Raw genomic sequence first — 23363 nt, 5'->3', positions numbered from 1 at the left:
CATGCCCGTCGCCTATTCCAACGTCTATCTGCATGCCGCAGGCATGTTCCTGCCCGGTGAACCCGTGGACAACGCAGGCATGGATGCCTACGTGGCGCCGCTCAACCGCCTGTCCGAGCGCCTCAAGCGCCGCATCCTGGCCGAGAACGGCATTGTCCAGCGCCACTACGCCATCGACGCCGAAGGCCGCACCGTCCACAGCAACACGGCCATGGCCGCCCAGGCCATCCAGGACTGCCTGGCACAGGCCGGGCGCGCGCTGGGCGATGTCGGCTTCCTGGCCAGCGGCTCGTCGGGCGGCGATGCGCTCATGCCCGGCTTTGCCAGCATGATCCAGGGCGAGATGGCCGCGCCGCCCATGGAGACCCTGTCCGTGCACGGCGTCTGCGCCGCCAGCGTGGGCGCGCTGCAGGCAGCGGCCCAGGCCGTGGACCGCGCGCCCGACTCGCTGGCCCTGGCCGTGGCCAGCGAAATGCCCTCACGCCTGTTCAAGCGCTCGCGCTTCGCGGCCCAGGGATACAACACGGACTTCGATGCCCACTTCCTGCGCTGGATGCTGTCCGATGGCGCAGGCGCCGCGCTGCTGGGCGGCCCTCAGGCCCTGCCCCAGGCGCCGGGCCTGCGCCTGAAGCTGCGCTGGACGCACCTGCGCAGCTTTGCGGGCGACTACCCGGTCTGCATGCAGCTGGGCCTGACGCCCGACCGCGCCACCAGCCACCTGGACTTTGCCGCCTGGGGCGAGGCCGAGGCCGCAGGCGCGCTGTCGCTGCGCCAGGACATCCGCCTGCTGCCGCACCTGTTCGATGTCTGCATCCACGAATACGCCCACCTGGCGCACACGGGCTGGGTGCCCGAGCGCGGCATCGACCATTTCCTGTGCCACTACTCGTCGGAGCGCTTCATCCCCGTGGTCGATGAGCTGCTGGGCAAGGCCCAGCTCGGCATCCCGCGCGAGCGCTGGTGGAGCAATCTGGCCTGGCGTGGCAACACGGGCGCGGCCTCCATCTTCGTGATGCTGTCCGAGTTCCTGCGCACGGAATCGGCACGCCTGAAGCACGGCGACACCGTGCTGTGCTTCATTCCCGAATCGGGCCGCTTCACGGCCGGCTACATGCTGCTGGAAGTGGAGGATGCGGCCCAGGCTCCCGCCGCCACCCCGGCCAAGGCCGCAGCACGCAGTGCCACCGCCGAAGCTCCCGCTGCCCCGGACCTGCTGCCCGATGTCTCCACCATCGCCCCGCCCCACGACCCGAACCAGGCCCCGGCCACGCTGGCGCCGCTGCTGACCGAACTGGCCAGCCTCTGGCAGGACTACCGCTCGCGCGTGTGGCGCACGCCGCTGCTGCAGCGCATACGCACAGGCAGGCTGCAGACGGCGGACTACGTGCGCTGGATGAGCCACTGGGTTCCCCAGGTGCGCGAGGGCAGCCTGTGGATGCGCGAGGGCGCGGCCTCGCTGACCGGCGAGCACGCGGCGCTGGCTGCGCTGATCGACGTGCATGCGGGCGAGGAGCAGAACGACTTCCGCATCCTGCACGAGGACTACCTCAAGGCCGGCGGCACCGAGACCGACCTCACCCGCCTGCGCCGCAACCCCGGCGGCGAGGCGCTCAACGCCTATCTGCACGGCCTGGCCGCCACGCCCAATCCGGTCGGCCTGCTGGGCGCCATCTACATCATCGAAGGCACGGGCCAGCGCATCGTGCCCAGCCTGCTGCCGCTGCTGCGCGCCAGCCTGCCGCTGCCGCCCGATGCCTTCCGCTTCCTGGAATACCACGGCGCCAACGACGAACACCACCTGGAGCGCTGGCTCATGGCCGTGCAGATGGTGATGGCGCTGGACGGCACAGACGGCAGCGGGGGCACGGCGGCGCAGGCCATCGTGCGCACCGCGCGCCACACGGCGGCGCTGTACCTGATGCAGTTCGAGCATGTCCTGCCCGAGGAGCACTGATGCAACCACCAGACTTCATCGAACCGCCCCACGACGAGCGCGACCCCAGCCCCTGGCGCGCGCTGTACCTGGACCAGAGCACGCCGCTGCCCGACGACGTCAAGGCCGCCTGGCTGCGTGACTGCAGCAGCGGCTCGCGCCAGTACCTGCTGCCCTTCCTGCGGCCGCTGGCACGCACCAGCATCGTGCTCATCCAGATCCTCAAGGTGCTGCTGCCGCGCAACTGGGCGCACTCCAGGCTGCTGCACCGGCTGCTGGCCTTCAGCATGAACCGCTTCGTCTCGCCCGAGGCCAACTGGCTCATCCTGCGCCATTTCCACCTGGGCTCGCAGATCCTGGCCTTTGTCGCGGCCAATGCGCCCACGCCCGTGTCCACCACACCGCTGGAGCCAGGCAGCATCGACGACATCAGGGACGACCTGTTCCTCAGGCACGACCTGAACCTGTTCAACTTCGTCATCCGCCTGAACAACGCGCTGCGCGCCGCAGGCCAGGAACTGCAGCCCGTGGCCGAGCCCGACTTCTCCATGCTGCGCAACCCGCCCCTGCGCCTGGAGGACATGCCGCGCGGGCGCCTGAACCTGCTGGACCTGCAAAGCGCCATCGAGGTCTACACGCCCGTCTACCAGCTGCTGCTGACCGACAACGACTTCTGGCGCGCCAGCAACTCGCTGCAGCTGGACGAGACCGTGGCCATCTATGCGGCCAAGATCCTCGCCTCGCCCGAGCACCTGGTCATGCTCAACAACAAGCACCCGCTGGTGCCCCTGTCCACCCTGCGCGCCGGCCACCGCCTGGTGCTGCACGGCCTGTCCACCGAAATGCTGCACTGCCTGCTGATGAAGGTCGCCAGCGGCGACATCCCCCTGCCCGCACGCGAGCTGGCACGCATGCGCGAAGCCGCCCGCGCCCACGGCAGCGAAACGGCCAGCGGTGCCGACCATGCCAGCAGCGCCAGCAGCACGGCAGCCGTCTGACCCAGGTCAAGGAACAGCGGCGGATTGACGCCATCTGGCGCGAAAACGGTTACATCACGTTGCATTCAGCCGCAGGGCCCGCTAGCCTGCACGGCTTCGCCCTGGCCGCACGCCCGGGTCCCTGCCAGCGCCAGGGCGCCTCCTGCCCTGGCTTGCGGCGCCTTCGAACCGTCCGTGCCATGCCATCGTCGTCCTTTGCGCCTTCAGCCGTACGCTGCAGCGAATGCATGCGTTCGTCGCACTGCCTGCTGGGGCAACTGCCCGAACCCGCCTTCCTGCAATGGCTGCCGCACATCCGCGAACGCGGCCTGGCCAAGGGCCAGAAGCTCCAGGCGCAAGGCTGCGTTGCCCATGAATTCCAGGTGATCAAGCTCGGTTTCGTCCTGGCCATCCGCCGTGGCGGCGACGGCGTGCAGCGGCCCGTGGCACTGTTCGGCAACGGCCACGCGCTGGGCAGCCCGGGCTGGCTGCAGCAGCCCTCGGCCATGCACTTCGAGGCACTGGGCCCAGGGCGCATCTGCTGCGTGGACATCGCCACCATCACGCGCCGCGGCCTGGTCGATGCCGCCTTCGTGCGCGCGCTGGCCACCAGCTACACCTGCAACAACGCCCTGCTGGCGGAATGGGCCCACATCGTCCGCATCCCCGGCGTGCTGCGCCAGCTGGCCGCCACCCTGATGCAACTGGCCGCGCTGCAGTCAAGCATGCTCGTGCGCCTGCCCAGCCAGGGCGCACTGGCCGCCCTGCTGGCCACCACGCGCGAAACCATTGCGCGCAGCCTTGTGCGCCTGGTGCAACTGGGCGCGCTGGAGCGGCCCGACCGATGGCACTGCGTGCTGCAGCCTGCGGTGTTGTTGAGGATCAGTGGGGCGGGTGTGCAGGATGGAGGCGGCGAAGGGCAGACGGCCAGCAAAAAAGACTAGTCTTTTCCAACGTTCTTATGGCCTCCCAACGCCTGCTCCAACCGCTCGATACGGTGAAGAAGTTCTCCGTACCTGGTCTCTGTCTGCGCCTCGAACTCAAGCACCATCCGGCGAAACAGCTGCTCTGGCGCCAGTCCGGTTCTGGCAAGGATTTCCCCCCATCGCCTTGCCGTATCCGCGGTGGCTCGCAAGACCAGATTTGACGCAGGCTCGCCCCCACTGGGCGCTTTTTCATTCTCCGGCGACTCTGTTCCGCTGAGCAACCACTCCAGATCCACAGCGAGCGCGGCAGCCAGGCGCTTGGCAACGTCCGGGCGCGGCTTGGCCCTCCTGGTCTCGTAACGGCTGATCTGTGTGGCTGCAATATCGCTGGCCACGGCCAGTTCGACCTGGGTCAGGTGCAGACGGCTTCGAGCGTCTGCCAGACGGTTCGCGAAATCGGGATTTCCCATGAAGGATTGAAAAAGGCTATCAAAGACTAGTCTTTTGATGTACTATGCATTCACACTCGACAGCAGCCACTGTGCGAGCCCGCTTGCAAGATCCGTATTGCTCAAACACACGGATCTGCTGATTCGCGCCCTTTCAGAAGGAACGAAACCATGTCGGATGATGGCATATCGGCGCCTGCCCGCCAGGCGTGTGCAAGCCCGCCCCCGCAGCCTGTGTTCAACGCCGAGGACCTGGCGTCCGATGCGCTGTGCCATATGGAAGCGGCGCTGGCCGTGCTGGAAGTGCACGCGCAGCAGTGCCAGTACCCGGACGTGCATGGCGCGCGCGATTTGCTGCGCAGCTACTACGACACGGCCTATGGCCACATGAACAACGAGCCCCTGCCAGACATGGAGGCTGTGGTACTGCCCAGAATGTCTTCGGACCTGGACCGTGCCGTGGGAATCCTCCAGCGCGTGAACGGCGACGACAGGGATGACCTCATGCTGCACGCCGTCAATCATCTGTTGCGCGCTGCGCGCAGGCATCTCCAAAGGCAGGCCTGAACCAGGTTCTGTTCACACCCTAAGCCACCCCCGCCTGCTGCGCCAGCAGCGTCGCCACGGGCCTGTGGATCAGCGCAGGAATCTGCTCTGCCGGCATCGCACGGGCGAAGAGCCAGCCCTGGTAGGCGTCGCAGTCCAGGATGCGCAGCAGGCGCAGTTGCTCGGCGGTTTCCACGCCTTCGGCCACCACCTGCAGGCCCAGGGTGCGGGCCAGCGCGATCACGGCCTTGACGATCTTGGCGTCGGCCGGGCTGTCGAGCATGGGGCCGATGAAGGTGCGGTCTATCTTCACGCGCGAGACGGGCAGATCGCGCAGGTGGGCCAGCGAGGAGTAGCCGGTGCCGAAATCGTCCAGCACCACGCAGACGCCGGCCGCCAGCAGGCTGCCCAGCAGCTCGCGCGCCTGCAGCGGGTCGGTCATGGCGGCGGACTCGGTGACCTCCAGCTCCAACAGGTGCGGCGGCACGCCATGCCGGGCCAGGCTGGCCATGAGGCGCTGCTGCAGGTCGGCCTGGCGCAGTTGCTGGGCCGAGAGGTTGACCGCCACGCGCAGCGGCATGCCTGCGCGCAGCCAGTCGCCGGCCTGGCGGCAGGCCGCATCGATCACCCATTCGCCCAGAGCGAGGATCAGGCCCGTGGACTCGGCCACGGGCACGAAGCGCTCCGGCGAGACCCAGCCCATCTGCTCGTCGTTCCAGCGCAGCAGGGCCTCCACGCCCTGGACCTGGCCGCCCAGCACCTGCACCTGGGGCTGGAAATGCAGGCTCAGCAGACCCCGGTCCAGGGCGCGCTTGAGGCGTTCGTGCAGCAGCACTTTCTCGGCCATGGCCTCGCCCATGGCGCTTGCATAGCAGGCGTAGGAGGCACGGCCGCGCTGCTTGGCGTCGTACATGGCCATGTCGGCATAGCGCATGAGGGTGGCCGCATCGCCCGCGTCCTGCGGGTAGAAGGCCACGCCCACGCTGGCGCCGAAGTTCAGCGCGTAGTGGCCGATGGCGCAGGGCCGGCACAGCTCGCCCAGCAGCGCGTCGACGCGCCGGCGCAGGTCCGGCCCGTTGCAGGGATGCAGCACGGCGGTGAATTCGTCACCGCCCATGCGCGCCAGCGTGGCCGAAGTGCCCAGCGCGGCCTGCAGGCGGCGCGCCACTTCCTTGAGCACCTGGTCGCCCACGTCGTGGCCATAGCCGTCGTTGATGGCCTTGAAGTTGTCGAGGTCGAGCAGCAGCAGCGCAAAGGACGCGGGCCCGGTGCCCGAGCCCGAGCCCGAACCCACTTGCGCCTGCGCTTGCGAGATCGCCTGCTCCAGCTGCAACCCGAACTGCCAGCGGTTGAGCAGGCCGGTGAGCGTGTCGTGCGTGGCGTGGTAGTGCATGCAGGCCTCCATCTGGCGCAGCTGCGACAGGTCGCGCACAAAGGCCACGGCCACGCCCCCGCCGTGCGGGGAATGGCCCAGGGCGATGTCCACGGACAGGCGCTTGCCGTCCTTGCGCAGCAGCCACAGGTCACGCCCCTGCCCCATGGGCCGGCGCGCGGGCTGGGCGAAGTAGGACTGCAGCTGCGGCCCATGGGCCGCATGCGCCTCGGGCGGCAGCAGCATCTGCAGCGGACGGCCCAGCAGCTCGGAGGCGCCATAGCCGCTCATGGCCTGCATGGCGGGATTGGCCAGCAGGATGCGGCCCTTGCGATCCACGAGCACGATGCCGTCGGGCGCGGCCTCCATGGCCACGCGCTTGAGCTCCTCATCCAGCGCCTCGCACGGCCCGATCAGATGGCCGGCTTGCGCGCTCCAGGCCGACGCCATCATGCGGACGGCCCCTTGCCGTGGAAGACCGATGCCGCAGCCTCCAGCGCCTGAGCCTGCCCGGCCAGCTGCTGCGCGTGCCCGATGGTGTCGCGCGCCAGCGTGGCGTTGTGCTGGGTCATCTGTTCGAGCTGCTGCACGGCGGCCTGCACCTGTTGCACGCCACCGGCCTGGGCCTGGCTGGCGGCCTGCATGCCTTCGGCCAGCAGCAGCTGCTCGCGCATGTCGGCCTGCACGGCGAGCATGGCCTCGCCCATTTCGCGCGCCATGGCGCAGCTTTGCGCCACCTGCTGCTGCGATGCCTCGATCAATGCCTTGATCTGGCGCGCAGCGTGGGCGCTGCGCTGGGACAGGCCGCGCACCTCGTCGGCCACCACGGCAAAGCCCTTGCCGTGCTCGCCGGCGCGCGCGGCCTCCACGGCGGCGTTGAGCGCCAGCAGATTGGTCTGAAAGGCAATGCCGTCGATGAGCGAGCTGATCTCCCCGACCTGGTCGCTGGTCCGGGCCACGCCGCGCATGCCCTGGTCCAGTTGCGCGACCATGCGGCTGCTCTGCCCGGCCATGTCCACGCCATGCCGCGCGCGGCGGGCGGCCTCGCCGGCCTGGGCGCTGCTGCGCTCTATGGCGCAGGCCAGGGCCTGCATGGCCTGGGCCGATTGCTCCAGGCTGGCAGCGGCAGCCTCGGTGCGGTCGCTCAGTTCGGTGCTGCCCTGCTGCACGGCCAGCGCGCAGCGGCGCACCTGGTCGCTCTTGCCCTGGATGTCGTCCACCAGGGAGACCAGGTTGAGTCCGGTCTGCCGCACGGCGCCGCCGATGGCGCCGATCTCGTCCGTGCGCTGCGTGAACAGTTCCCCCGTCTGCTGCCCGCTGGCCACGGCCTGGGCCTGTCCGCGCAGGGCAGCCAGGGGCATGAGCAGCCTGGTGCGCAGCCACTGCCCGGCCGCCACGCAAGCCAGGCTCCAGATCAGCCAGGCGGGCCAGATCTCGGCCAGCGTCAGGGACAGGGGCAAAGCCGAGGCCCAGGCCTGCAGCGACGGCAACCACAGCCCGGCCGATCCCAACAGCCACAGTCCCGCCACCATGGCCTGCGCCCGCCAGGCCAGCGGCCTGAAGCGCCACCAGCGCTGCAGCGCGCCCGCGGCGCCGCGCCCCACCGGAAAGCCCCGGTGCAGGCCCAGCGAGCGCACGCCGGCATTGATCTGTTCATAGAGCGCCGCATGCTGCTGCACCTCGCACGGCTGCGGCCGGGTGCGCACGGACAGGTAGCCGACCACGGTGCCCGCATGGCGTATGGGACTGGCGTTGGCGCGCACCCAGTAGTGGTCGCCGTTCTTGCGCCGGTTCTTGACCAGGGCGCTCCAGGGCAGCCCTCGCTGGATGGTGGACCACATGTCGGCGAAGGCGGCGGCCGGCATGTCCGGATGGCGCACGATGCTGTGGGCCTTGCCGTAGAGCTCGGCGGCCTCGAAGCCGCTGACGCGGATGAAGGCATCGTTGGCATAGACGATGCGCCCCTTCAGGTCGGTGACGGAAAGAAGCGTCTCTCCTTCGTTCAAAGGGTACTCACGCTGGGTGACGTACACGTTTCGCCGCATGGATCAGGTCTCTTGGAGATGGGCGGGGCGTCGGCATGACGCTCCAGGCGGGGCCCACTCTAAGCAGTCCTGCGGCGATGCACATCAGGGATGGTGTGCCGCATCGCGCCTAAACGCAGCCAATGTGACGGCGGTCACACTGGCTGCGGCGCGCGCAGGATCAGGAACGCTTTTCCTGCAGCAGGGCCTTGACGTCGGCGCCCAGCACCTGCGGGCCGCCGCCGTAGCGCTCATACACGCGCAGGCGGCCGGCCGTGTCATAGACATAGCTGCCGGCCGAATGGTCCAGCGTGTAGGTGCCTTCGGTCTTGCCGGGCACCTTCTTGTAGAAGAGCTTGAAATCCTTGGCCACGGCCGCCGTCTCGTCCGGCGTGCCGTGCAGGCCGACGAAGCCGGGGTCGAAGTTGCCCAGGTAGGCCTTGAGCACCTCGGGCGTGTCGCGCTCGGGGTCCAGGGTGACGAAGACGCCCTGCAGCCTGTCGCCATCGGCGCCCAGCTGCTGCTTGACCTCGACCAGCTCCTGCAGCGTGGTGGGGCAGACGTCGGGGCATTGCGTGTAGCCGAAGAAGACCACGACGACCTTGCCCGCAAAGTCCTTGATGCTGCGCTGCTTGCCGTCCACATCGCGCAGGGGAATGTCCTTGGCGTATTCGGCGCCCGTGACATCGACGCCCTGGAAACTGGTCTTGGCCTCGCGCGAGCATCCGCTCAGCGCCAGGGCGCCCCATGCCATGGCGGTCACGCCCAGAAAGCGCAGCGCTGTCCGTTTGTTCATGCTTCCTCAACAAGGTAGTTGCCGCAGGCTGCGTGGCCGCAAAGCCTGCGCGCCGCCCGGGCTGGAAAGGGAAAAGGCGAAAGCGTCTGCTGAAGGCGCTTTCGCACAGCCGCAAACCATAACCCATAACCGCAAGACCCCGGCGCTGCGGGGCCTGCCTGCCTCCATGAGACGGCCTGGCTGCCGGCTCGGTTCCTTGGCGCAGGCCTCAGTCGCCGTCGCCGGGGCGTCCCGCCGTGTCCCACGAGGCCGATGCACGCAGCAGCCGGTCCAGGTCGCGCTTGGCCTTGCCGGCGTCGGCCATGCCCAGCCCGGCGGGCATGCGCATCATCCAGTGACCCTGCGGGTCCACCACGTACAGGTGGTCCTGCAGCGCATGGCCGGGCGCGGGCTGCAGCCAGCCGCGCAGCACGGCCTCGGGCACGCGCAGCACCGTGGCCTGGGCCAGCGCGGGGCGCAGGTGGGCGGGCACGGGTGCGTCGTCGGAGATGAGCCAGACCCGGTCCAGCCGGTCCTTTTCGCGGCCCAGGGTTTCGCGCAGCTGGCGCTGCAGATAGAGATGGCTTTCGCAGGCGCTGCCGCAGGCCCCGCCCGCCACGCTCAGCAGCAGCCATTGGCCCTTGAGCGACTGCAGCGGTACAGGGGCGCCGTCCAGCGTGGTGGCCGTGGCCGGTGGCAAGGCTGGCTGGTCCGCGATCAGCTCGCCAAAGCTGCGCTGCTGGCCAGGCCGCAGCACGTAGTAGGTGAAATAGGAGGCCACCACGGGCGCGGCGCAGACCGCGAACACGGCCAGCATCTTCCAGCGGCCGCTGCGCGTGCGTTGCGCGCCGGCAAGGCCCGGCTGCAAGGGTGGCAGGCCATGGACAGTCATCTCCAGGGGAGTCTCAGGAGCGGGCATGGCGCGGGCGGACAAAGCGTCGGACGATTTGGAACCAGACATACAAAAGCGTGATCAGGGCCGCAAGTCCAAACCATTGGAACGCATAGCCATGGTGTTTCTCGACACCGGCCGTCACAACGGGCCAGTCGCGCCGCAGGCCTTCGCTGGCTTCGCCGGTCTGCAGCAGGCTCCATTCGCGCAGCGGCAGCCCGGAGGCCACGGCCCATTCGGCAATGTCCACATTCTGTCGGATGCGCGACTTTTGCCCATCAGGGTCTGCCCCTGCACGGCCGAATTCGTAGAGCCGGGACGGCGTGGCCTCCATGCGCCCCTGGACGGTCACCAGCCCTTCGGGCGTCTGCACCTCGGGCAGGGCCGTGCGGTCCAGGAAGTTGCGCGGCACCCAGCCGCGCTGCACGGCGATCACCACGTCCTCATGCGGCGAAGCCAGCCGCAGCGGCGTGAGCACGAAGAAGCCCGGCTGGCCCTGCATCTGGCGGTTGTCCAGGTACAGCGTCTGCCCCGCAATCCAGTGGCCCTGCAATTGCACGGGACGGTGCAGCCAGGGCGCGGCTTCGGGGTTCGGCACCGCATCGGGCTGCACGGCTGCCAGCTGGGCGTTGCTCCACGGCGGCAGGCCCTGCTGGCGCTGCACGGCGTCGAACAGTTCCTGCTTGTAGGCCGCGCGCTGCAGCTGCCAGCGGCCCAGGGACAGCGTGACGGCCACGCCGATCAGCGCGGCCAAGGTGATCAGTACAAACCGCCAGCGCTCTGGCATCCTGGAAACACGCACCGGATAATCCACCCATGAAATTCGTGATCGTTCTCGCCCTGCTGGCCATTGTCGCCAGCCTGGGCAGCGCCCTGTTCTTCATGATGCGCCGCAATCCCGAAGACCAGCAGGGTGCGGGCGACGACAAACGCCGCAGCCGCGCCATGTTCCGTGCACTGGCGCTGCGCGTGGGCCTGTCCATCGCGCTGTTCCTGTGCGTGCTGCTGGCGGCCAAGCTGGGCTACATCCATCCCACCGGCTGGACCGCCGGGCAATAGACAAGCCCCCCTGCCCCCACAAACAAAAAGAAGCGCCCTGGCGCTTCTTTTTGCATGGGGCCGGATACAGACTACATCCAGTAGACCAGCACGTAGAGGAACAGCCACACCACGTCCACGAAGTGCCAGTACCATGCCGCGCCCTCGAAGCCGAAATGCCGCTCGGCCGTGAAGTGCCCGGCATGCAGGCGCATGGTGATGAAGAACAGCATCAGCATGCCCACGAAGACGTGGAAGCCGTGGAATCCAGTGAGCAGGAAGAAGGTCGAGCCGAACACGCCCGAGGACAGCTTGAGGTTCAGATCCGTGTACAGGTGGTAGTACTCGTAGCCCTGCACGCACAGGAAGACGAAGCCCAGGATCACCGTCATCCACATGAAGGCGATGGTGCGGGCGCGGTGGCCGGCCTGCAGCGCATGGTGGGCAATGGTCAGCGTCACGCCCGAAGTCAGCAGCAGCGCCGTGTTGATGGTGGGCAGCCAGAACGGGCCCACGGTCTGGAAGGGCTCGACACTGTTGGCCGGCGAGGCCGTGGCACCCGCTGCCATGCTGGGCCAGACGGCCTTGAAGTCGGGCCACAGCAAGGCGTTGTCCAGGCTGCCCAGCGCGGGCACCGAGTGCGAGCGCGCCCACCACAGGGCGGTGAAGAAGGCGCCGAAGAACATCACCTCGGAGAAGATGAACCAGCTCATGCTCCAGCGGAAGGACAGGTCGATCTTGCGACCGTACTTGCCCGACTCGCTTTCATGCGCGGCCTCCCGGAACCAGAAAAAGAGCACGGCCAGCCACCAGACCAGGCCCAGGCCCAGGCTGTACATGCCCCATTCATGGCCGTTGATCCAGTTGCCCGCGCCCAGGATCACGAAGAACAGCCCCGCCGCCGCCATGACGGGATGGCTGGACTCTGCCGGCACGTAGTAGTAAGGCGTTTTGCCGTGGGTGGTTGCACTCATTGCTCAGCTCCTGACATTCTTGGTTCTGTGTTTCCCGTCGATCACTCTCTGTCCCCGATGGCCGCGCCGCTCAGACCACGAGCTTGACCAGCGCGATCAATCCCAGCACCAGCAGGAAGATGGCCGCCAGCCCCACTGCAATCACATGCAGCGGCGTGATGCGCTCCCCGTCCTGCTGGTACTCGCTTGCCCTGCGCACGCCGAACAGGGACCAGGCCACGGCGCGCACCGTGCGCCACACGCTGGGCGGGCGGCGCTTGTCCCCGGGTTGCGGCGCATTCATGAGGCCGGCTCCTGCTTCGGCCCTGCGGCCACCGGCGCATCGCCCGTGGGCGCGGCCGGCGTCCTGCCGCCCACCTCGAAGAAGGTATAGGACAGCGTGATCGTGGTCACGTCCTTGGAGATGCGCGGATCGATCACGAAGGCCACCGGCCACTCGCGCTTTTCCCCTGGCTCCAGCGTGTACTGCGAAAAGCAGAAGCACTCGAGCTTGTTGAAATGCGCAGCCGCCTGGCGTGGCGCATAGCTCGGTATCGCCTGGGCCGCCATGCGGCGGTTCTGCACATTCTGGAATTCGTACATGACCGTGGCCAGCTCGCCCGGATGGACCTGCATGGAGCGCTGCGCCGGCTTGAAGTCCCAGGGCCCGCGCGCATTGGCGTCGAACTCCACGGTGATGGTGCGGCTCTTGTCCACCTGCGAGTTGGCCGGCAGCTTCACATCGCGCCCGGCCGTGCCGTTGCCCGGCACCTGCCGCTCGGACAGCGACAGGATGTTGATGCCCGTGAGCTCGCAGATGTGCTTGTAGATGGGGATCAGCACGTAGCCGAAGGCAAACATGCCCAGCGCCACCACGGCCAGCTTGCCCACCATCTTCGCGTTTTCACTGCGCACGCTCACGGATTGCCCTCCTGTTGCCTTCAAGCGCTCAATGGAGCACGGTGATCTTGATCACGAAGCCGGCCAGAAAGACCAGCGCCACCGATACCAGGATCAGCGCCAGCCGCACGTTGGCTTTTCGTTGCTGTGCATCCATTTTTCTGATCTCCATGACTACTGGCAATCTCTGAGACTGTCGCGCCCCACCCCAGGGGCACCGAGGAAGGGGGAAGGCGCGAAGCGACCCAGGCGGTGGTTCATTTCAGCCTATGACGCGGGTCGCCGTCGCATCCAGCTTGGGCGGCGTCTCGAAGGTATGGAACGGCGCCGGCGAGGGCACTTCCCACTCCAGGCCTTCGGCAGCCTCCCAGGGCTTTTGCGGCGCCTTCTCGCCCTTGCCGCGCATGGCGGGCACGACGACGAAGAGGAAGAAATACACCTGCATCAGGCCAAATCCCAGCGCGCCCAGCGAGGCCACCATGTTGAAGTCGGCGAACTGCATGGGGTAGTCGGCATAGCGGCGCGGCATGCCCGCCAGGCCCAGGAAGTGCATGGGGAAGAAGGTGATGTTGAAGAAGATCAGCGAGCCCCAGAAGTGGATCTGGCCGCGCGTCTCCGAATACATCACGCCCGTCCACTTGGGGGCCCAGTAGTAGTAGGCCGCGAACATGGAGAACAGCGATCCGGCCACCAGCACGTAGTGGAAGTGGGCCACCACGTAGTAGGTGTCCTGCAGCTGGATGTCGATGGGCGCCATCGACAGGATCAGGCCCGTGAAGCCGCCCATGGTGAACACGAAGATGAAGCCCACCGAGAACAGCATGGGCGTCTCGAAGGTCATGGAGCCACGCCACATGGTGGCCACCCAGTTGAAGATCTTCACGGCCGTGGGCACCGAGATCAGCATGGTGGCGTACATGAAGAACAGCTGGCCCGTGACGGGCATGCCGGTCGTGAACATGTGGTGCGCCCACACGATGAAGGACAGGATGGCGATGGACGAGGTCGCATACACCATGGACGCATAGCCGAACAGCTTCTTGCGGCTGAAGGCCGGCACGATCTGGCTGATGATGCCGAAGGCCGGCAGGATCATGATGTAGACCTCGGGGTGGCCGAAGAACCAGAAGATGTGCTGGTACATCACCGGATCGCCGCCGCCTGCGGGATTGAAGAAGCTGGTGCCGAAATGGCGGTCCGTCAGCGTCATGGTGATGGCGCCGGCCAGCACGGGCATGACGGCGATCAGCAGGTAGGCCGTGATCAGCCAGGTCCAGGCGAACATGGGCATCTTCATCAGCGTCATGCCGGGCGCGCGCATGTTGAGCACGGTGACGATGATGTTGATGGCGCCCATGATGGAACTGGCGCCCATGATGTGCATGGCCAGGATGGAGGTGTCCATGGACGGCCCCATCTGCAGCGTCAGCGGCGCATACAGCGTCCAGCCTGCGGCGGGTGCGCCGCCGGGCATGAAGAACGAGCCCACCAGCATCAGGCCGGCCGGGATCAGCAGCCAGAAGCTGAAGTTGTTCATGCGCGCGAAGGCCATGTCGGAGGCGCCGATCTGCAGCGGCAGCATCCAGTTCGCAAAGCCCACGAAGGCCGGCATGATGGCGCCGAACACCATGATCAGGCCGTGCATGGTGGTCAGCTGGTTGAACAGCTCGGGGTTGACGATCTGCAGCCCGGGCTGGAACAGCTCGGCGCGGATCAGCAGCGCCAGCACCCCGCCCACCATCAGCATGGTGAACGAGAACAGCAGGTACAGCGTGCCGATGTCCTTGTGGTTGGTGGCGAACATCCAGCGCCGCCAGCCCGTGGGCGTGGCGTGGTGGTGATGGTCGTCATGCCCGTGTCCATGCTCGTGCTCATGCGCATGTTCGTGGCCCTCGCCCGCAGGGCTGTGGATGGGGGGAAGTACGGCGCTCATGCTGTTATCTCCAATCGCTCATCTGTCTTGCGTGCTCACTGCGCAGGGAACTTGCCGGTGCGGGCGGCCACGAACTCGGCCGGCTGCACCAGCTGGCCGGTCTTGTTGGACCAGTGGTTCTTGGCAAAGGTGACCACGGCGGCCAGCTCGGTATCGCTCAGCTGCTTCCAGGCGGGCATGGCGCCGTTGGCACGGCCTTCCAGCACCACATGCATCATCTCGGCCGTGGGACCCAGGACCACGGGGCTGCCGTCCAGCGCCTTGATGGGACCGGCGCCCTTGCCGTTGGCCTGGTGGCAGGCCGCGCAGTTGGCCGCATAGACCTTCTCGCCGCGTGCGATCAGGTCTTGCAGGGACCAGACCTTGCTGGGGTCGTCCTTCTTGGCGGCGGCGATCTTCTTTTGCTCGTCCACCCAGGCCTTGTAGCCGTCATTGGACAGCACCTTCACGTGGATGGGCATGTAGGCATGCTCCTTGCCGCACAGCTCGGCGCACTGGCCGTAGTAGTCGCCGGTCTTCTCGGCGCGGAACCAGGTGTCGCGCACGAAGCCCGGAATCGCATCCTGCTTGATGCCGAAGGACGGCACCATGAAGGAGTGGATCACGTCGTTGGCCGTGGTGATGATGCGCACCTTGCGGTCCACGGGCACGACCAGCGGGTTGTCCACCTTGAGCAGGTAGTCGTTGGGTGCCTTGGACACATCGCCGCTGTCGGACAGCACGCGGTGGCTGCTGTCCAGCGTGGAGATGAAGCTCAGGCCCTCGCCTTCGCCGTTGATGTAGTCGTAGCCCCATTTCCACTGGTAGCCCGTGGCCTTGATCGTGACATCGGCGTTGGTGGTGTCCTTCTGCGCCACCAGCACCTTGGTGGCCGGCAGCGCCATGAGCACGACGATGATGAAGGGCACGACGGTCCAGACCACCTCGACCGTGGCCGATTCGTGGAAGTTCGCGGCCTTGGCGCCGCGCGATTTGCGGTGCTTCCAGATCGAATAGAACATCACGGCGAACACGCCGATGAAGATCACCGTGCAGATGATCAGCATCATCCAGTGCAGGTAATGCTGCTCGTGCGCGATGCGCGTGACCGCCGGATGAAGGTTGAGCTGATTGACGGCCGGGCCGCCTGGCAGATCTGTCGCCGCATGTGCAAGGGAGCCTGCCCCTGCCACACTCATCAAGCCCCAGAGAACCAGCCTGGTGGAAATGCTTTTCATAGTTTTCACTTACATCTAAGCCTCGGGTTATCCACTCGCTCCGCTGCGCCGGCGTGGGGGCCGCGCAGCCAGACCGTTCAACGCCTGCCCAAAGGGCAACTCCCGGCCTCAACTGTCCGAGCATGCATGAAAGCGCAGCAGATGTGCCTGCGCGCAATCACCAATAGCGTGCCAGCCGGCATCAACGGCAGCTCGGACGTGGGACCAGGATGGGGGCGGGCCGCCATCCCCGCCTGCGCCTGCAGGCGCATGAACTCGGGGGACAGCAGCAAAGTGGATGGGAGGATGCGCGCGCGCCGGCCCTTCAGGGCATGTGTGCCGTGTGTGCCGTGCGGGCCGGGAGCGGATGGAAAGAGGCAGCGCATGCGGCCCAGCAGTGCGGGCAGCAGGGAACACAGGGACAGAAAGACCAGTGCCCGCTCCCAGAGGAGCAGGCACTGCTGCAGCCGGTGATGATCAAACTTGCGGGCGGGCCACTCTTGAATGCGCCGGCCCGTTCTCGTTCCCGTGGCAAAGCGAAACACCAAATCGTCTCCCCTTTCGGCCTGCGGACCGCTGGTCTTTTCCCGGCCCGGGAGAGCGAGCCCAGGGAAAAGCTGTTGTCTCTGTCAGCTCGGGAAAAGTGTAGACGTTTTTGTTTTCGATCAATGACTGGAAAGCGACATTCAGGCTATCGCAAACCCGTGTTGCGCGGCTGGCGCAGCATGCTGCGCATGTCCTCCAGCGACACGGCGCTGCTGGACTCCAGGCGCACGCGCGGCTGCGGCTTGTAGGCATGGCCGTAGACGATCTCGAAGGTCAGCGCCAGCTGTCCGTCGGGGCCGGCCAACCGTTCGCGCAAGGCGTCGTGCAGGCGCTGCTGCCAGCGGCGGCCGCGCAGCGCGGCAAAGCGTTGCGGATGGAAGTTGCGGCCCAGCTCGCGCAGCTCCTGCAGCAGCCGCTCGGGCGTGGCAAAGGTCAGCGTGATGTGCTCCATGTCCATCACCGGCTCGCTGAAGCCTGCGTGCACCAGCATGTCGCCCCAGTCATGCATGTCGGTGAAGGCCTGCCCGGCGGGCGGCCAGCCGAGCTGGGCGTAGAGGGCATGCAGTTCGCGCAGCGTATCGGGCCCCAGGCAGGAGAACATCACATAGCCGTCCACGGACAGCGCCTGGTGCCAGCGCGCGATCAGCGCCTGCGGGTCGGCCTGCTGGTGCAGGGCCATGTTGGCCCACAGCATGTCCACGCCGGCGGGCTCGGGCTCGCCGAAGCGCGTGGCGCCCCCGGTCCAGCGCGCGGGCTGCCACCAGCGCGCGCCCAGCTGCTCGCGGGCGGCGGCCTCATGCAGCGGCGAGGCTTCATAGACCAGGCATTCGGACTGCGCATAGCGCTGGCGCAGCAGCGCATGGGCCTGCAGGCCGCCGCGCACGGGCTGCCAGTGGCACCAGCGCTGGGGCGGCTTGACGATCCAGTCCAGCCGCTCCTGCATGCGGCGCGCCACCTCCTCATGCAGCCACGGCGAGGCCGCAGGCGCGCCCTGCTGCCAGCGCAATGCGGCGGCCGGATCGATGGTGGGAGGCAATTCGTGGGACATGGCTGGGCGGGGAATCGGTGCTCCTCAAAAGACAGGCGCCCGGCCCCGGAGCAAAGGGGTGGCGGACGCGGCGCGAGTATATTGACTCCATGCCCAACCTGCCTGCGTCATGGCTTTCGCGCTGGCATGCCGGCCTGCCCGGCCTGCTGCCCAGCCAGTGCGCCGTCTGCCACCGCTGGCCTGCGCGGCGCCTGTGCCAGGACTGCCGCGCACGCTGGGCCGGACCCATGGCGCGATGCGGGCGCTGCGCCATGCCGCTGCCGGCCCGCACCGGCGCCGATGGTCCCCGCACCTGCGGCGCCTGCCTGGTCAAGCCGCCGCCGCTGACACACTGCCTGGCCGCGCTGGACTATGCCTACCCGTGGCACACGGTGATCGGCGACTTCAAGTTCCGGGGAGACACCGGCCTGGCACGCAGCCTGGCCGATCTGCTGCTGGAGTTGCCTCAGGCGCGCGAGCAACTGCAGCAATGCGACCTGCTGCTGCCCATGCCGCTGTCGCCGCAGCGCCTGCGAGAGCGCGGCTTTCACCAGACCCTGGTGCTGGCCCGCGCGCTCTGCAACGCATCCACCCGGGGCAAGCTGCGGCACCAGGCTGTGCAGCGCGCCCACACGGCACAGGCCCAGCATGACCTGCCGCGCGCCCTGCGCCTGCGCCAGCTGCGCACGGTCTTTGCCGTGCCACCTGCGCAGCTGGCCCACGTGCGCGGCCGCAAGATCCTGTTGATCGACGATGTGATGACCACGGGCGCCAGCCTGCATGCGCTGGCCACCTGCCTGCGCCGCGCAGGCGCGGCCGAGGTCAGCGCCCTGGTGCTGGCGCGCACGCCCTGACCGCAGGGGACCGGGGCCCGGGGGCATCTGCCACCGCGAGACAATACGGGCCATGTTCCATATCGTTCTCGTCGCGCCGGAGATCCCGCCCAATACCGGCAATGTGATCCGTCTGGCCGCCAACACAGGCTGCAGCCTGCACCTGATCGAGCCGCTGGGCTTTTCCATGGAAGACCGCCTGATGCGCCGCGCCGGCCTCGACTACCACGAGTACGCTCCCGTGCGCCGCCATGCCGACTGGCAGGCCTTCCTGCAGGACTGCCGGCCGGACCGCCAGCGCATGTTCGCCATGACCACGCACAGCAGCAGCCCCGCCCACGCCATCGGCTTCCAGCCCGGCGACTGGCTGGTGTTCGGCTCCGAAAGCAAGGGCCTGCCCGCCGAGCTGCGCGAGCAGTTCCCGCCGCAGCAGCGCCTGCGCCTGCCCATGCTGCCGCAGCAGCGCAGCCTGAACCTGTCCAACGCCGTGGCCGTGACGGTGTTTGAAGCCTGGCGCCAGCAGCAGTTTGCCGGCGCCGCACTGGCCGAGGGCGCGACGGGCGCGGCCTGAGCGACCGGCCTGGGTCGGCGGAAAGTTCCCCGCCGATTGTTTCAACCGCTGAAAAAGCGCATTGCCAATCCAAGGGTTTATCCCGATTCCACACCATCCTACATTTGAGTCATGGGCTCTACGTTACCAAGCGATTTCCGCAAGGAACGCCCTGTCCCAGAAACAAAACAAAGGACTTGAATCATGAAGAACACCCGCCGTTTTGCCGTCCTGGCCGCCCTCACCGTTTCCGCCTTCGCCGCCCAGGCCGCCGGCTTCGACTACGCCGACAACAGCAGCTACCCGCCCGAAGTGAAGACCCAAAGCACGCTGACACGTGCCCAGGTCATGGCCGACCTGAAGGCCGCCCAGGCCAATGGCACCATGCCCTCCGTCGCCGAAGGCTACCTGCCCATCCAGAACACCGCCACCGCTGGCGTGAGCCGCGAGGAAGTGCGCCGCGAGGCCGCCGCTGCCGAGCGTTCGGGCCAGCTGAACTTCGGCGCCTGAGCCCCAGACCCCGCAACCGCTGCCACCACGCAGCCAGCCCGCAGGTACCCCCTGCGGGCTTTTTTCATCGCCGGGCCGCCCCAAGATGAAAAGCGCCCCCTTGGGGGGGCAGCGGGCCTTGCGCAGCAAGGGTAGCGTGGGGGTCAGTTTTCATTCAGGCCTTGGCACCGTAGTTGCGGGCCACGGACTCGGCCACGCAGGCGGGCTTGTCGGCGCCTTCGCGCTCCACGGTCACCAGCCAGGTCATCTGCAGGCCGCCGGGCTCGATGGGCTCGGCGGCCTGCAGCGTCAGGCGCGCGCGCAGGCGGCTGCCCACGGGCACGGGCGAGGTGAAGCGCACGCGGTTGAGGCCGTAGTTCACGCCCATTTGCGCGCCTTCGATGTGAAAGCAGCTCTGGAAAAACTGGGGGATCAGCGACAGCGTCAGAAAGCCATGCGCGATCGGCGCGCCGAAGGGGCCCTTGGACGCGCGCTCGGGGTCCACATGGATCCACTGCTGGTCGCCCGTGGCATCGGCGAACAGCTGCACCTGCTGCTGGGTGATGGTGATCCAGTCGCTGACGGCGACTTCCTGCCCCACGCAGGCACGCACTTCGGAATAGGAATGGAAGGTTTTCATGCCCCAAATGGTAGGGGCCGGTGCCGCGCGCTCCATGTCGGGCGCGCGACAGCCTAGGGTTAGCGCGAGGCGCGCTGCACGAAGAACAGCCCCGTGCCCACGGCCATCAGCAGCGCGCCGAAGACCCGGTTCTGGCTGCGCACGGCACGCGCGCTGCGCATGAAGCCGCGCAGCGCGCTGGCGCTGGCCGCATAGCCGTGCATGACCATGGTGTCCACGGCCAGCATGGTGGCGGCCAGGATCAGCAACTGCAGCCACAGCGGGCGGCTGGTGGTCATGAACTGGGGCAGCACGGCCACCATGAAGATGATGCCCTTGGGGTTGGTGGCGTTGGTCAGGAAGCCCGTGAGCACGCGGCGGCGCACGCTGAGCTCGGGCATGGATTCCTGGGTGGCCAGGGGTGCGGCACCCGAGCGCCATTGGCTGATGCCCAGGTAGATCAGGTAGCAGGCGCCGACGATCTTCACGGCGTTGAACGCCCATTCGGAGGCCAGCAGCAGCGAGCCCACGCCCGCGCCGGCGATCAGCAAGATGGTCAGCAGCCCCAGCTGCAGCCCGAAGATGGTGGCGCTGCTCTTGCGCACGCCATACGACAGGCCATGGCTCATGGACAGCACGGCGCCCGAGCCCGGGGAGACCGCAATGATCCAGCAGGCCACAAAGTAGGCGATCCAAGTGTGCCAATCCATGCCAAACACCTTAAAAATACGGAGCAGGCCGGCATCTTAAAACCGTGCAGCCGATCTGGCGCACTGCCGCGGCAAAGCCGGATGGGGCAGTGAAGCATTCGGTGGCGTTTTTCATTTCACACTGACTTCAGTACCGTAATTCGCTGGACTACGCCGAAGCCAGATACAGCAGGTTTATCAATAACTTAGGCGCGTTCATCATATGCCGGTGCTTTCTGAAACCTGATCCGGCTTCCTGCCTCGTGGCTCCCATGTGGCCCCTGGAAACCGGGTCTTTCCGAGGAGTCATCGTGGCAAAAATCAAGCTCACCAAGTCCGCAGTGGATGCGGCACAACCCCAGGCGCAGGCCGTCGAACTGCGGGACACGCTGGTGCCCGGCTTCCTGTGCAAGATTACACCAGCGGGCCGCAAGGTGTTCATGCTCCAGTACCGCACGAACGCCGGCGAGCGCCGCAAACCCGCTTTGGGCCTGTATGGCGAACTGACCGTCGAGCAGGCCCGCTCGCTGGCCCAGGAATGGCTGGCCCAGGTACGCCGGGGCGGCGACCCGGCCGCCGACAAGGCGGCGGCGCGCAAGGCGCCCACGGTCACGGAACTGTGCGTGAAGTTCATGGAGGATCACTCCAAGCAACGCAACAAGCCCAGCACCCGCCGGGGCTACCAGGGCGTCATCGACCGCTGCATCGTCCCCTTCCTGGGCCGCATCAAGGTTCAGGACGTGAAGCGCCCGGACGTGGCCGGGGCGATGAAGAAGATGGCGCACAAGCCCGCCGAGGCGAACCGCGCTTTCAGCGTCATGCGCAAGATGTTCAACCTGGCCGAGGTCTGGGGTTATCGGCCGGACGGCACCAACCCATGCCGCCACGTCCCGGTGTACCCCGACGGCAAGGCCACCCACCTCATCAGCGACGAGGACATGGGCAAGCTGTTCCGGCACCTTGACGGTATCGAGGCCGAAGGGCTGGAGAACTACGTCATCCCGCTGGCGATCCGCCTGCAATTCGAGTTTGCCGGGCGGCGCTCCGAGATCATCTCGCTGGAATGGGCATGGGTGGATCTGGACAACCGCCGCGTGGTCTGGCCCGATAGCAAGACAGGTGGCATGTCCAAGCCCTTGAGCGAGGAAGCCTACCGGCTGCTGTCCACCGCGCCGCGCCGGGACGGCTGCCCCTACGTGCTGCCGTCGCCGAACGACCCGGCCAAGCATCTCACCGAGGGCGAGTATTACGGTGCCTGGTGCCGCATCCTGAAGGCGGCGGGCGCTACGCACGTGGGCACGCATGGCATCCGCCACCGTTCGGCCACTGACATCGCCAACTCGGGGATTCCGGTGAAGGTGGGCATGGCGCTGACGGCGCACAAGACCGTGGCGATGTTCATGCGGTACGTCCACACGGAGGACGATCCGGTGCGGCAGGCCGCCGAGCTGGTGGCGAACCGGCGCAAGACGATCACCGGGGCGCAACGCACCGAGCAGGCGTCCGCATGAACGGCAAGATGCCGTCGGCTGCGGCAGGCGCGGCGTTGCCAGCCTTTCGTGTCGGAAATCAGGCCCGCCGAATTGTCGCGACGCTGTCGCGACAATTCGAGCGTGGGTCACCAAGCCTTGCAGCAAGGTTGTCACTTGACAACCTTGCGCATCATCCCCATACTGGAGGTCGCTGATGGCCCGTTCCTCTCACCCGAAGAAAGAGGTCGAGGATGCGCTGCGACACGCCGAAGGGCAAGGCTGGCGTGTCGAAGTCGGCGGTAGCCATGCCTGGGGGCGGATGTACTGCCCGTACAACGATGAGGAATGCCGTTGCGGCGAGTTCTGCATTACCAGTGTATGGAGCACGCCGAAGAACCCCGGCAACCATGCCCGCGCCTTACGGCGCGCCGTGGACAACTGCACCATGGACCGCCAGCAGCGCGAGGCGGATGACGATGGCACCCAGGAATAGCGCGATGGAATACACCTTTACCCTCAAATACCAGCTCACCGATGACGACCGCGATTCGCAGACACTGGTCGAGCGCCTGGGTGAAGCCGGCTGCGACGATGCCCTGGTCGGCATCGGGCAGCCGGGGCGGCTGGCGCTGGAATTTACCCGCGAGGCGGTGGATGCAGATGAGGCAGTGCGCAGCGCGCTGGCCGATGTGCGCCGTGCCGCACCCTCGGCCCGGCTGATCGAAGTGGCGCCTGATCTGGTTGGGCTGACCGATGTGGCCGACATCGTGGGCGTGTCGCGGCAGAATATGCGCAAGCTGATGCTGGCCCATCCGGGTAGCTTCCCGGCGCCGGTGCATGAGGGCAGCGCGTCGATCTGGCATCTGGCGGATGTGCTGGGCTGGATGCAGGCCAAGGGCGGTTATGCCCTGGCGCGGGAGGTGCTGGACGTGGCGCGGGCCGCCCTGCAGGTCAACGTGGCCAAGGAAGGCCGGCGCTTGCCGCGCCTGGCGTTCGAGGAACTGGAAGCGCTGGTGGGCTGATGAAAAGCAGACCCCATGACGAAGCGATGGCCGAGCTGTACCGCAGCGACCCGGCGCTCGCGCTCGAAGTCATCAACGGTGTTCTGGAGGACGGCGACCAGGCCGAACTGCCGACTGTGCTGCGCCAGATGGCGCGGACGTTCGGTGCTGACGCTCGATCTTCCGCAGCCGATGAATTCTCGTATCGCTGATACGAGAATTT

26 protein-coding genes and 1 pseudogene are annotated in these 23363 nt (G+C 67.2%); 12 read left to right on the top strand and 15 right to left on the bottom strand.

Features of this window, described 5'->3' with window-relative positions:
* The first annotated feature begins 1 nt into the window (after position 1).
* The 3 genes from PO605_RS06410 to PO605_RS06400 all read left to right on the top strand — a co-directional run bounded on the left by PO605_RS06410 (position 2) and on the right by PO605_RS06400 (position 3854).
* Positions 2 to 1954, top strand: a complete 1953-nt coding sequence (locus PO605_RS06410) for an iron-containing redox enzyme family protein (protein WP_272206190.1) — start codon at positions 2 to 4, stop codon at positions 1952 to 1954.
* Entirely contained in the window at positions 1954 to 2931 is a 978-nt protein-coding gene (locus tag PO605_RS06405) for a DUF6999 family protein (protein ID WP_047469703.1), read from the top strand. The genes PO605_RS06410 and PO605_RS06405 overlap by 1 nt, the downstream gene beginning before the upstream one ends.
* Before the next feature lie 227 nt (positions 2932 to 3158).
* The gene (locus PO605_RS06400; RefSeq protein ID WP_047469706.1) at positions 3159 to 3854 is read left to right on the top strand and encodes a Crp/Fnr family transcriptional regulator; all 696 of its coding nucleotides are present in this window, start codon (positions 3159 to 3161) and stop codon (positions 3852 to 3854) included.
* Here PO605_RS06400 and PO605_RS06395 read toward each other — a convergent pair.
* On the bottom strand, positions 3851 to 4306 hold the full coding sequence (locus tag PO605_RS06395; RefSeq protein ID WP_034390675.1) for a helix-turn-helix domain-containing protein: 456 nt from the start codon (positions 4304 to 4306) through the stop codon (positions 3851 to 3853). The two genes, PO605_RS06400 and PO605_RS06395, sit on opposite strands and share 4 nt — an antisense overlap.
* 150 nt (positions 4307 to 4456) lie before the next feature.
* Between PO605_RS06395 and PO605_RS06390 the strand changes: the two genes are divergently transcribed.
* The gene (locus PO605_RS06390) at positions 4457 to 4852 is read left to right on the top strand and encodes a hypothetical protein (RefSeq protein WP_051940538.1); all 396 of its coding nucleotides are present in this window, start codon (positions 4457 to 4459) and stop codon (positions 4850 to 4852) included.
* Between the two features lie 19 nt (positions 4853 to 4871).
* Here the strand turns inward: PO605_RS06390 and PO605_RS06385 are convergent, their stop codons facing one another.
* The 5 genes from PO605_RS06385 to PO605_RS06365 all read right to left on the bottom strand — a co-directional run bounded on the left by PO605_RS06385 (position 4872) and on the right by PO605_RS06365 (position 10681).
* Positions 4872 to 6656: a putative bifunctional diguanylate cyclase/phosphodiesterase gene (locus PO605_RS06385; protein ID WP_047469711.1), complete on the bottom strand. Its 1785-nt coding sequence runs from the start codon at positions 6654 to 6656 to the stop codon at positions 4872 to 4874.
* Positions 6653 to 8248 (bottom strand): methyl-accepting chemotaxis protein, encoded by a 1596-nt coding sequence (locus tag PO605_RS06380; protein WP_272206189.1) that lies wholly within the window; start codon positions 8246 to 8248, stop codon positions 6653 to 6655. The genes PO605_RS06385 and PO605_RS06380 overlap by 4 nt, the downstream gene beginning before the upstream one ends.
* A gap of 160 nt (positions 8249 to 8408) precedes the next feature.
* The gene (locus tag PO605_RS06375; RefSeq protein ID WP_016450148.1) at positions 8409 to 9023 is read right to left on the bottom strand and encodes an SCO family protein; all 615 of its coding nucleotides are present in this window, start codon (positions 9021 to 9023) and stop codon (positions 8409 to 8411) included.
* 208 nt (positions 9024 to 9231) lie between these two features.
* On the bottom strand, positions 9232 to 9921 hold the full coding sequence (locus tag PO605_RS06370; RefSeq protein WP_047326130.1) for an SCO family protein: 690 nt from the start codon (positions 9919 to 9921) through the stop codon (positions 9232 to 9234).
* Complete coding sequence (locus PO605_RS06365; RefSeq protein WP_047473767.1) at positions 9908 to 10681, bottom strand: SURF1 family protein; 774 nt, start codon at positions 10679 to 10681, stop codon at positions 9908 to 9910. The genes PO605_RS06370 and PO605_RS06365 overlap by 14 nt, the downstream gene beginning before the upstream one ends.
* Positions 10682 to 10710: 29 nt before the next feature.
* On the opposite strand from PO605_RS06365, the gene PO605_RS06360 reads away from it, so the two are divergent.
* Positions 10711 to 10953, top strand: a complete 243-nt coding sequence (locus PO605_RS06360; protein ID WP_047473766.1) for a twin transmembrane helix small protein — start codon at positions 10711 to 10713, stop codon at positions 10951 to 10953.
* Between the two features lie 71 nt (positions 10954 to 11024).
* Here PO605_RS06360 and PO605_RS06355 read toward each other — a convergent pair whose 3' ends face one another.
* The 7 genes from PO605_RS06355 to PO605_RS06325 form a co-directional block, all read right to left on the bottom strand.
* On the bottom strand, positions 11025 to 11906 hold the full coding sequence (locus tag PO605_RS06355) for a cytochrome c oxidase subunit 3 (RefSeq protein ID WP_016450144.1): 882 nt from the start codon (positions 11904 to 11906) through the stop codon (positions 11025 to 11027).
* Positions 11907 to 11976: 70 nt separating this feature from the next.
* Positions 11977 to 12189 carry a DUF2970 domain-containing protein gene (locus tag PO605_RS06350; protein WP_016450143.1) on the bottom strand — a complete coding sequence of 71 codons (213 nt, stop codon included), beginning with the start codon at positions 12187 to 12189 and terminating at the stop codon, positions 11977 to 11979.
* A complete protein-coding gene (locus PO605_RS06345) occupies positions 12186 to 12806 on the bottom strand; it encodes a cytochrome c oxidase assembly protein (protein ID WP_016453742.1) in 621 nt (206 codons plus the stop codon). Before PO605_RS06345 ends, PO605_RS06350 begins: the two co-directional genes overlap by 4 nt.
* Before the next feature lie 28 nt (positions 12807 to 12834).
* Positions 12835 to 12942, bottom strand: coding sequence for a cytochrome oxidase small assembly protein (locus tag PO605_RS06340; RefSeq protein ID WP_016450141.1), 108 nt, complete (start codon positions 12940 to 12942; stop codon positions 12835 to 12837).
* Between the two features lie 105 nt (positions 12943 to 13047).
* Positions 13048 to 14718 (bottom strand): cytochrome c oxidase subunit I, encoded by a 1671-nt coding sequence (gene ctaD, locus PO605_RS06335; RefSeq protein ID WP_016450140.1) that lies wholly within the window; start codon positions 14716 to 14718, stop codon positions 13048 to 13050.
* 35 nt (positions 14719 to 14753) lie between these two features.
* A complete protein-coding gene (gene coxB / locus PO605_RS06330) occupies positions 14754 to 15935 on the bottom strand; it encodes a cytochrome c oxidase subunit II (RefSeq protein WP_016450139.1) in 1182 nt (393 codons plus the stop codon).
* A 670-nt stretch (positions 15936 to 16605) separates the two neighbouring features.
* Complete coding sequence (locus PO605_RS06325) at positions 16606 to 17508, bottom strand: class I SAM-dependent methyltransferase (protein WP_017406701.1); 903 nt, start codon at positions 17506 to 17508, stop codon at positions 16606 to 16608.
* Between the two features lie 89 nt (positions 17509 to 17597).
* Here PO605_RS06325 and PO605_RS06320 point away from each other — a divergent pair, with 89 nt between their 5' ends.
* The 3 genes from PO605_RS06320 to PO605_RS06310 all read left to right on the top strand — a co-directional run bounded on the left by PO605_RS06320 (position 17598) and on the right by PO605_RS06310 (position 19380).
* Positions 17598 to 18341: a ComF family protein gene (locus PO605_RS06320; RefSeq protein WP_272206188.1), complete on the top strand. Its 744-nt coding sequence runs from the start codon at positions 17598 to 17600 to the stop codon at positions 18339 to 18341.
* Positions 18342 to 18393: 52 nt separating this feature from the next.
* On the top strand, positions 18394 to 18891 hold the full coding sequence (trmL, locus tag PO605_RS06315) for a tRNA (uridine(34)/cytosine(34)/5-carboxymethylaminomethyluridine(34)-2'-O)-methyltransferase TrmL (RefSeq protein WP_047474123.1): 498 nt from the start codon (positions 18394 to 18396) through the stop codon (positions 18889 to 18891).
* Between the two features lie 183 nt (positions 18892 to 19074).
* Positions 19075 to 19380 (top strand): DUF4148 domain-containing protein, encoded by a 306-nt coding sequence (locus tag PO605_RS06310; RefSeq protein ID WP_016453737.1) that lies wholly within the window; start codon positions 19075 to 19077, stop codon positions 19378 to 19380.
* A gap of 154 nt (positions 19381 to 19534) precedes the next feature.
* On the opposite strand, the gene PO605_RS06305 is transcribed toward PO605_RS06310, so the two are convergent.
* Both PO605_RS06305 and PO605_RS06300 read right to left on the bottom strand, forming a co-directional pair.
* Positions 19535 to 19999, bottom strand: coding sequence for a MaoC family dehydratase (locus PO605_RS06305; protein WP_017406698.1), 465 nt, complete (start codon positions 19997 to 19999; stop codon positions 19535 to 19537).
* Positions 20000 to 20058: 59 nt separating this feature from the next.
* The gene (locus PO605_RS06300; RefSeq protein ID WP_012203595.1) at positions 20059 to 20688 is read right to left on the bottom strand and encodes a LysE family transporter; all 630 of its coding nucleotides are present in this window, start codon (positions 20686 to 20688) and stop codon (positions 20059 to 20061) included.
* A 290-nt stretch (positions 20689 to 20978) separates the two neighbouring features.
* On the opposite strand from PO605_RS06300, the gene PO605_RS06295 reads away from it, so the two are divergent.
* The 4 genes and pseudogenes from PO605_RS06295 to PO605_RS06280 form a co-directional block, all read left to right on the top strand.
* Entirely contained in the window at positions 20979 to 22178 is a 1200-nt protein-coding gene (locus tag PO605_RS06295; RefSeq protein WP_016451583.1) for a tyrosine-type recombinase/integrase, read from the top strand.
* A 175-nt stretch (positions 22179 to 22353) separates the two neighbouring features.
* Positions 22354 to 22632 (top strand): hypothetical protein, encoded by a 279-nt coding sequence (locus tag PO605_RS06290; RefSeq protein WP_012202428.1) that lies wholly within the window; start codon positions 22354 to 22356, stop codon positions 22630 to 22632.
* A 4-nt stretch (positions 22633 to 22636) separates the two neighbouring features.
* Positions 22637 to 23161 (top strand): helix-turn-helix transcriptional regulator, encoded by a 525-nt coding sequence (locus tag PO605_RS06285; protein ID WP_012202427.1) that lies wholly within the window; start codon positions 22637 to 22639, stop codon positions 23159 to 23161.
* A pseudogene (locus PO605_RS06280) lies at positions 23161 to 23307 on the top strand (addiction module antidote protein); the annotation flags it as partial. The gene PO605_RS06285 and the pseudogene PO605_RS06280, both read left to right, overlap by 1 nt.
* Positions 23308 to 23363 lie beyond the last annotated feature (56 nt).

Source organism: Delftia sp. DT-2 (assembly GCF_028401915.1).
Classification (GTDB): domain Bacteria; phylum Pseudomonadota; class Gammaproteobacteria; order Burkholderiales; family Burkholderiaceae_C; genus Comamonas; species Comamonas tsuruhatensis.
Note: the sequence above shows the minus strand (reverse complement) of the source record. Positions and strands in the feature narration are given on the sequence as shown.

What these genes read in the sequence shown, in the direction of transcription:
- PO605_RS06380 (WP_272206189.1), bottom strand. Translation starts at nt 8,248, where the DNA reads ATGCGGCGAAACGTGTACGTCACCCAGCGTGAGTACCCTTTGAACGAA.
- PO605_RS06400 (WP_047469706.1), top strand. Translation starts at nt 3,159, where the DNA reads ATGCGTTCGTCGCACTGCCTGCTGGGGCAACTGCCCGAACCCGCCTTC.
- PO605_RS06405 (WP_047469703.1), top strand. Translation starts at nt 1,954, where the DNA reads ATGCAACCACCAGACTTCATCGAACCGCCCCACGACGAGCGCGACCCC.
- PO605_RS06325 (WP_017406701.1), bottom strand. Translation starts at nt 17,508, where the DNA reads ATGTCCCACGAATTGCCTCCCACCATCGATCCGGCCGCCGCATTGCGC.
- PO605_RS06350 (WP_016450143.1), bottom strand. Translation starts at nt 12,189, where the DNA reads ATGAATGCGCCGCAACCCGGGGACAAGCGCCGCCCGCCCAGCGTGTGG.
- PO605_RS06390 (WP_051940538.1), top strand. Translation starts at nt 4,457, where the DNA reads ATGTCGGATGATGGCATATCGGCGCCTGCCCGCCAGGCGTGTGCAAGC.
- PO605_RS06285 (WP_012202427.1), top strand. Translation starts at nt 22,637, where the DNA reads ATGGAATACACCTTTACCCTCAAATACCAGCTCACCGATGACGACCGC.
- PO605_RS06340 (WP_016450141.1), bottom strand. Translation starts at nt 12,942, where the DNA reads ATGGATGCACAGCAACGAAAAGCCAACGTGCGGCTGGCGCTGATCCTG.
- PO605_RS06355 (WP_016450144.1), bottom strand. Translation starts at nt 11,906, where the DNA reads ATGAGTGCAACCACCCACGGCAAAACGCCTTACTACTACGTGCCGGCA.
- ctaD (WP_016450140.1), bottom strand. Translation starts at nt 14,718, where the DNA reads ATGAGCGCCGTACTTCCCCCCATCCACAGCCCTGCGGGCGAGGGCCAC.
- PO605_RS06395 (WP_034390675.1), bottom strand. Translation starts at nt 4,306, where the DNA reads ATGGGAAATCCCGATTTCGCGAACCGTCTGGCAGACGCTCGAAGCCGT.
- PO605_RS06320 (WP_272206188.1), top strand. Translation starts at nt 17,598, where the DNA reads ATGCCCAACCTGCCTGCGTCATGGCTTTCGCGCTGGCATGCCGGCCTG.
- coxB (WP_016450139.1), bottom strand. Translation starts at nt 15,935, where the DNA reads ATGAAAAGCATTTCCACCAGGCTGGTTCTCTGGGGCTTGATGAGTGTG.
- PO605_RS06305 (WP_017406698.1), bottom strand. Translation starts at nt 19,999, where the DNA reads ATGAAAACCTTCCATTCCTATTCCGAAGTGCGTGCCTGCGTGGGGCAG.
- PO605_RS06385 (WP_047469711.1), bottom strand. Translation starts at nt 6,656, where the DNA reads ATGATGGCGTCGGCCTGGAGCGCGCAAGCCGGCCATCTGATCGGGCCG.
- PO605_RS06410 (WP_272206190.1), top strand. Translation starts at nt 2, where the DNA reads ATGCCCGTCGCCTATTCCAACGTCTATCTGCATGCCGCAGGCATGTTC.
- PO605_RS06370 (WP_047326130.1), bottom strand. Translation starts at nt 9,921, where the DNA reads ATGCCCGCTCCTGAGACTCCCCTGGAGATGACTGTCCATGGCCTGCCA.
- trmL (WP_047474123.1), top strand. Translation starts at nt 18,394, where the DNA reads ATGTTCCATATCGTTCTCGTCGCGCCGGAGATCCCGCCCAATACCGGC.
- PO605_RS06300 (WP_012203595.1), bottom strand. Translation starts at nt 20,688, where the DNA reads ATGGATTGGCACACTTGGATCGCCTACTTTGTGGCCTGCTGGATCATT.
- PO605_RS06290 (WP_012202428.1), top strand. Translation starts at nt 22,354, where the DNA reads ATGGCCCGTTCCTCTCACCCGAAGAAAGAGGTCGAGGATGCGCTGCGA.
- PO605_RS06360 (WP_047473766.1), top strand. Translation starts at nt 10,711, where the DNA reads ATGAAATTCGTGATCGTTCTCGCCCTGCTGGCCATTGTCGCCAGCCTG.
- PO605_RS06365 (WP_047473767.1), bottom strand. Translation starts at nt 10,681, where the DNA reads ATGCCAGAGCGCTGGCGGTTTGTACTGATCACCTTGGCCGCGCTGATC.
- PO605_RS06375 (WP_016450148.1), bottom strand. Translation starts at nt 9,023, where the DNA reads ATGAACAAACGGACAGCGCTGCGCTTTCTGGGCGTGACCGCCATGGCA.
- PO605_RS06310 (WP_016453737.1), top strand. Translation starts at nt 19,075, where the DNA reads ATGAAGAACACCCGCCGTTTTGCCGTCCTGGCCGCCCTCACCGTTTCC.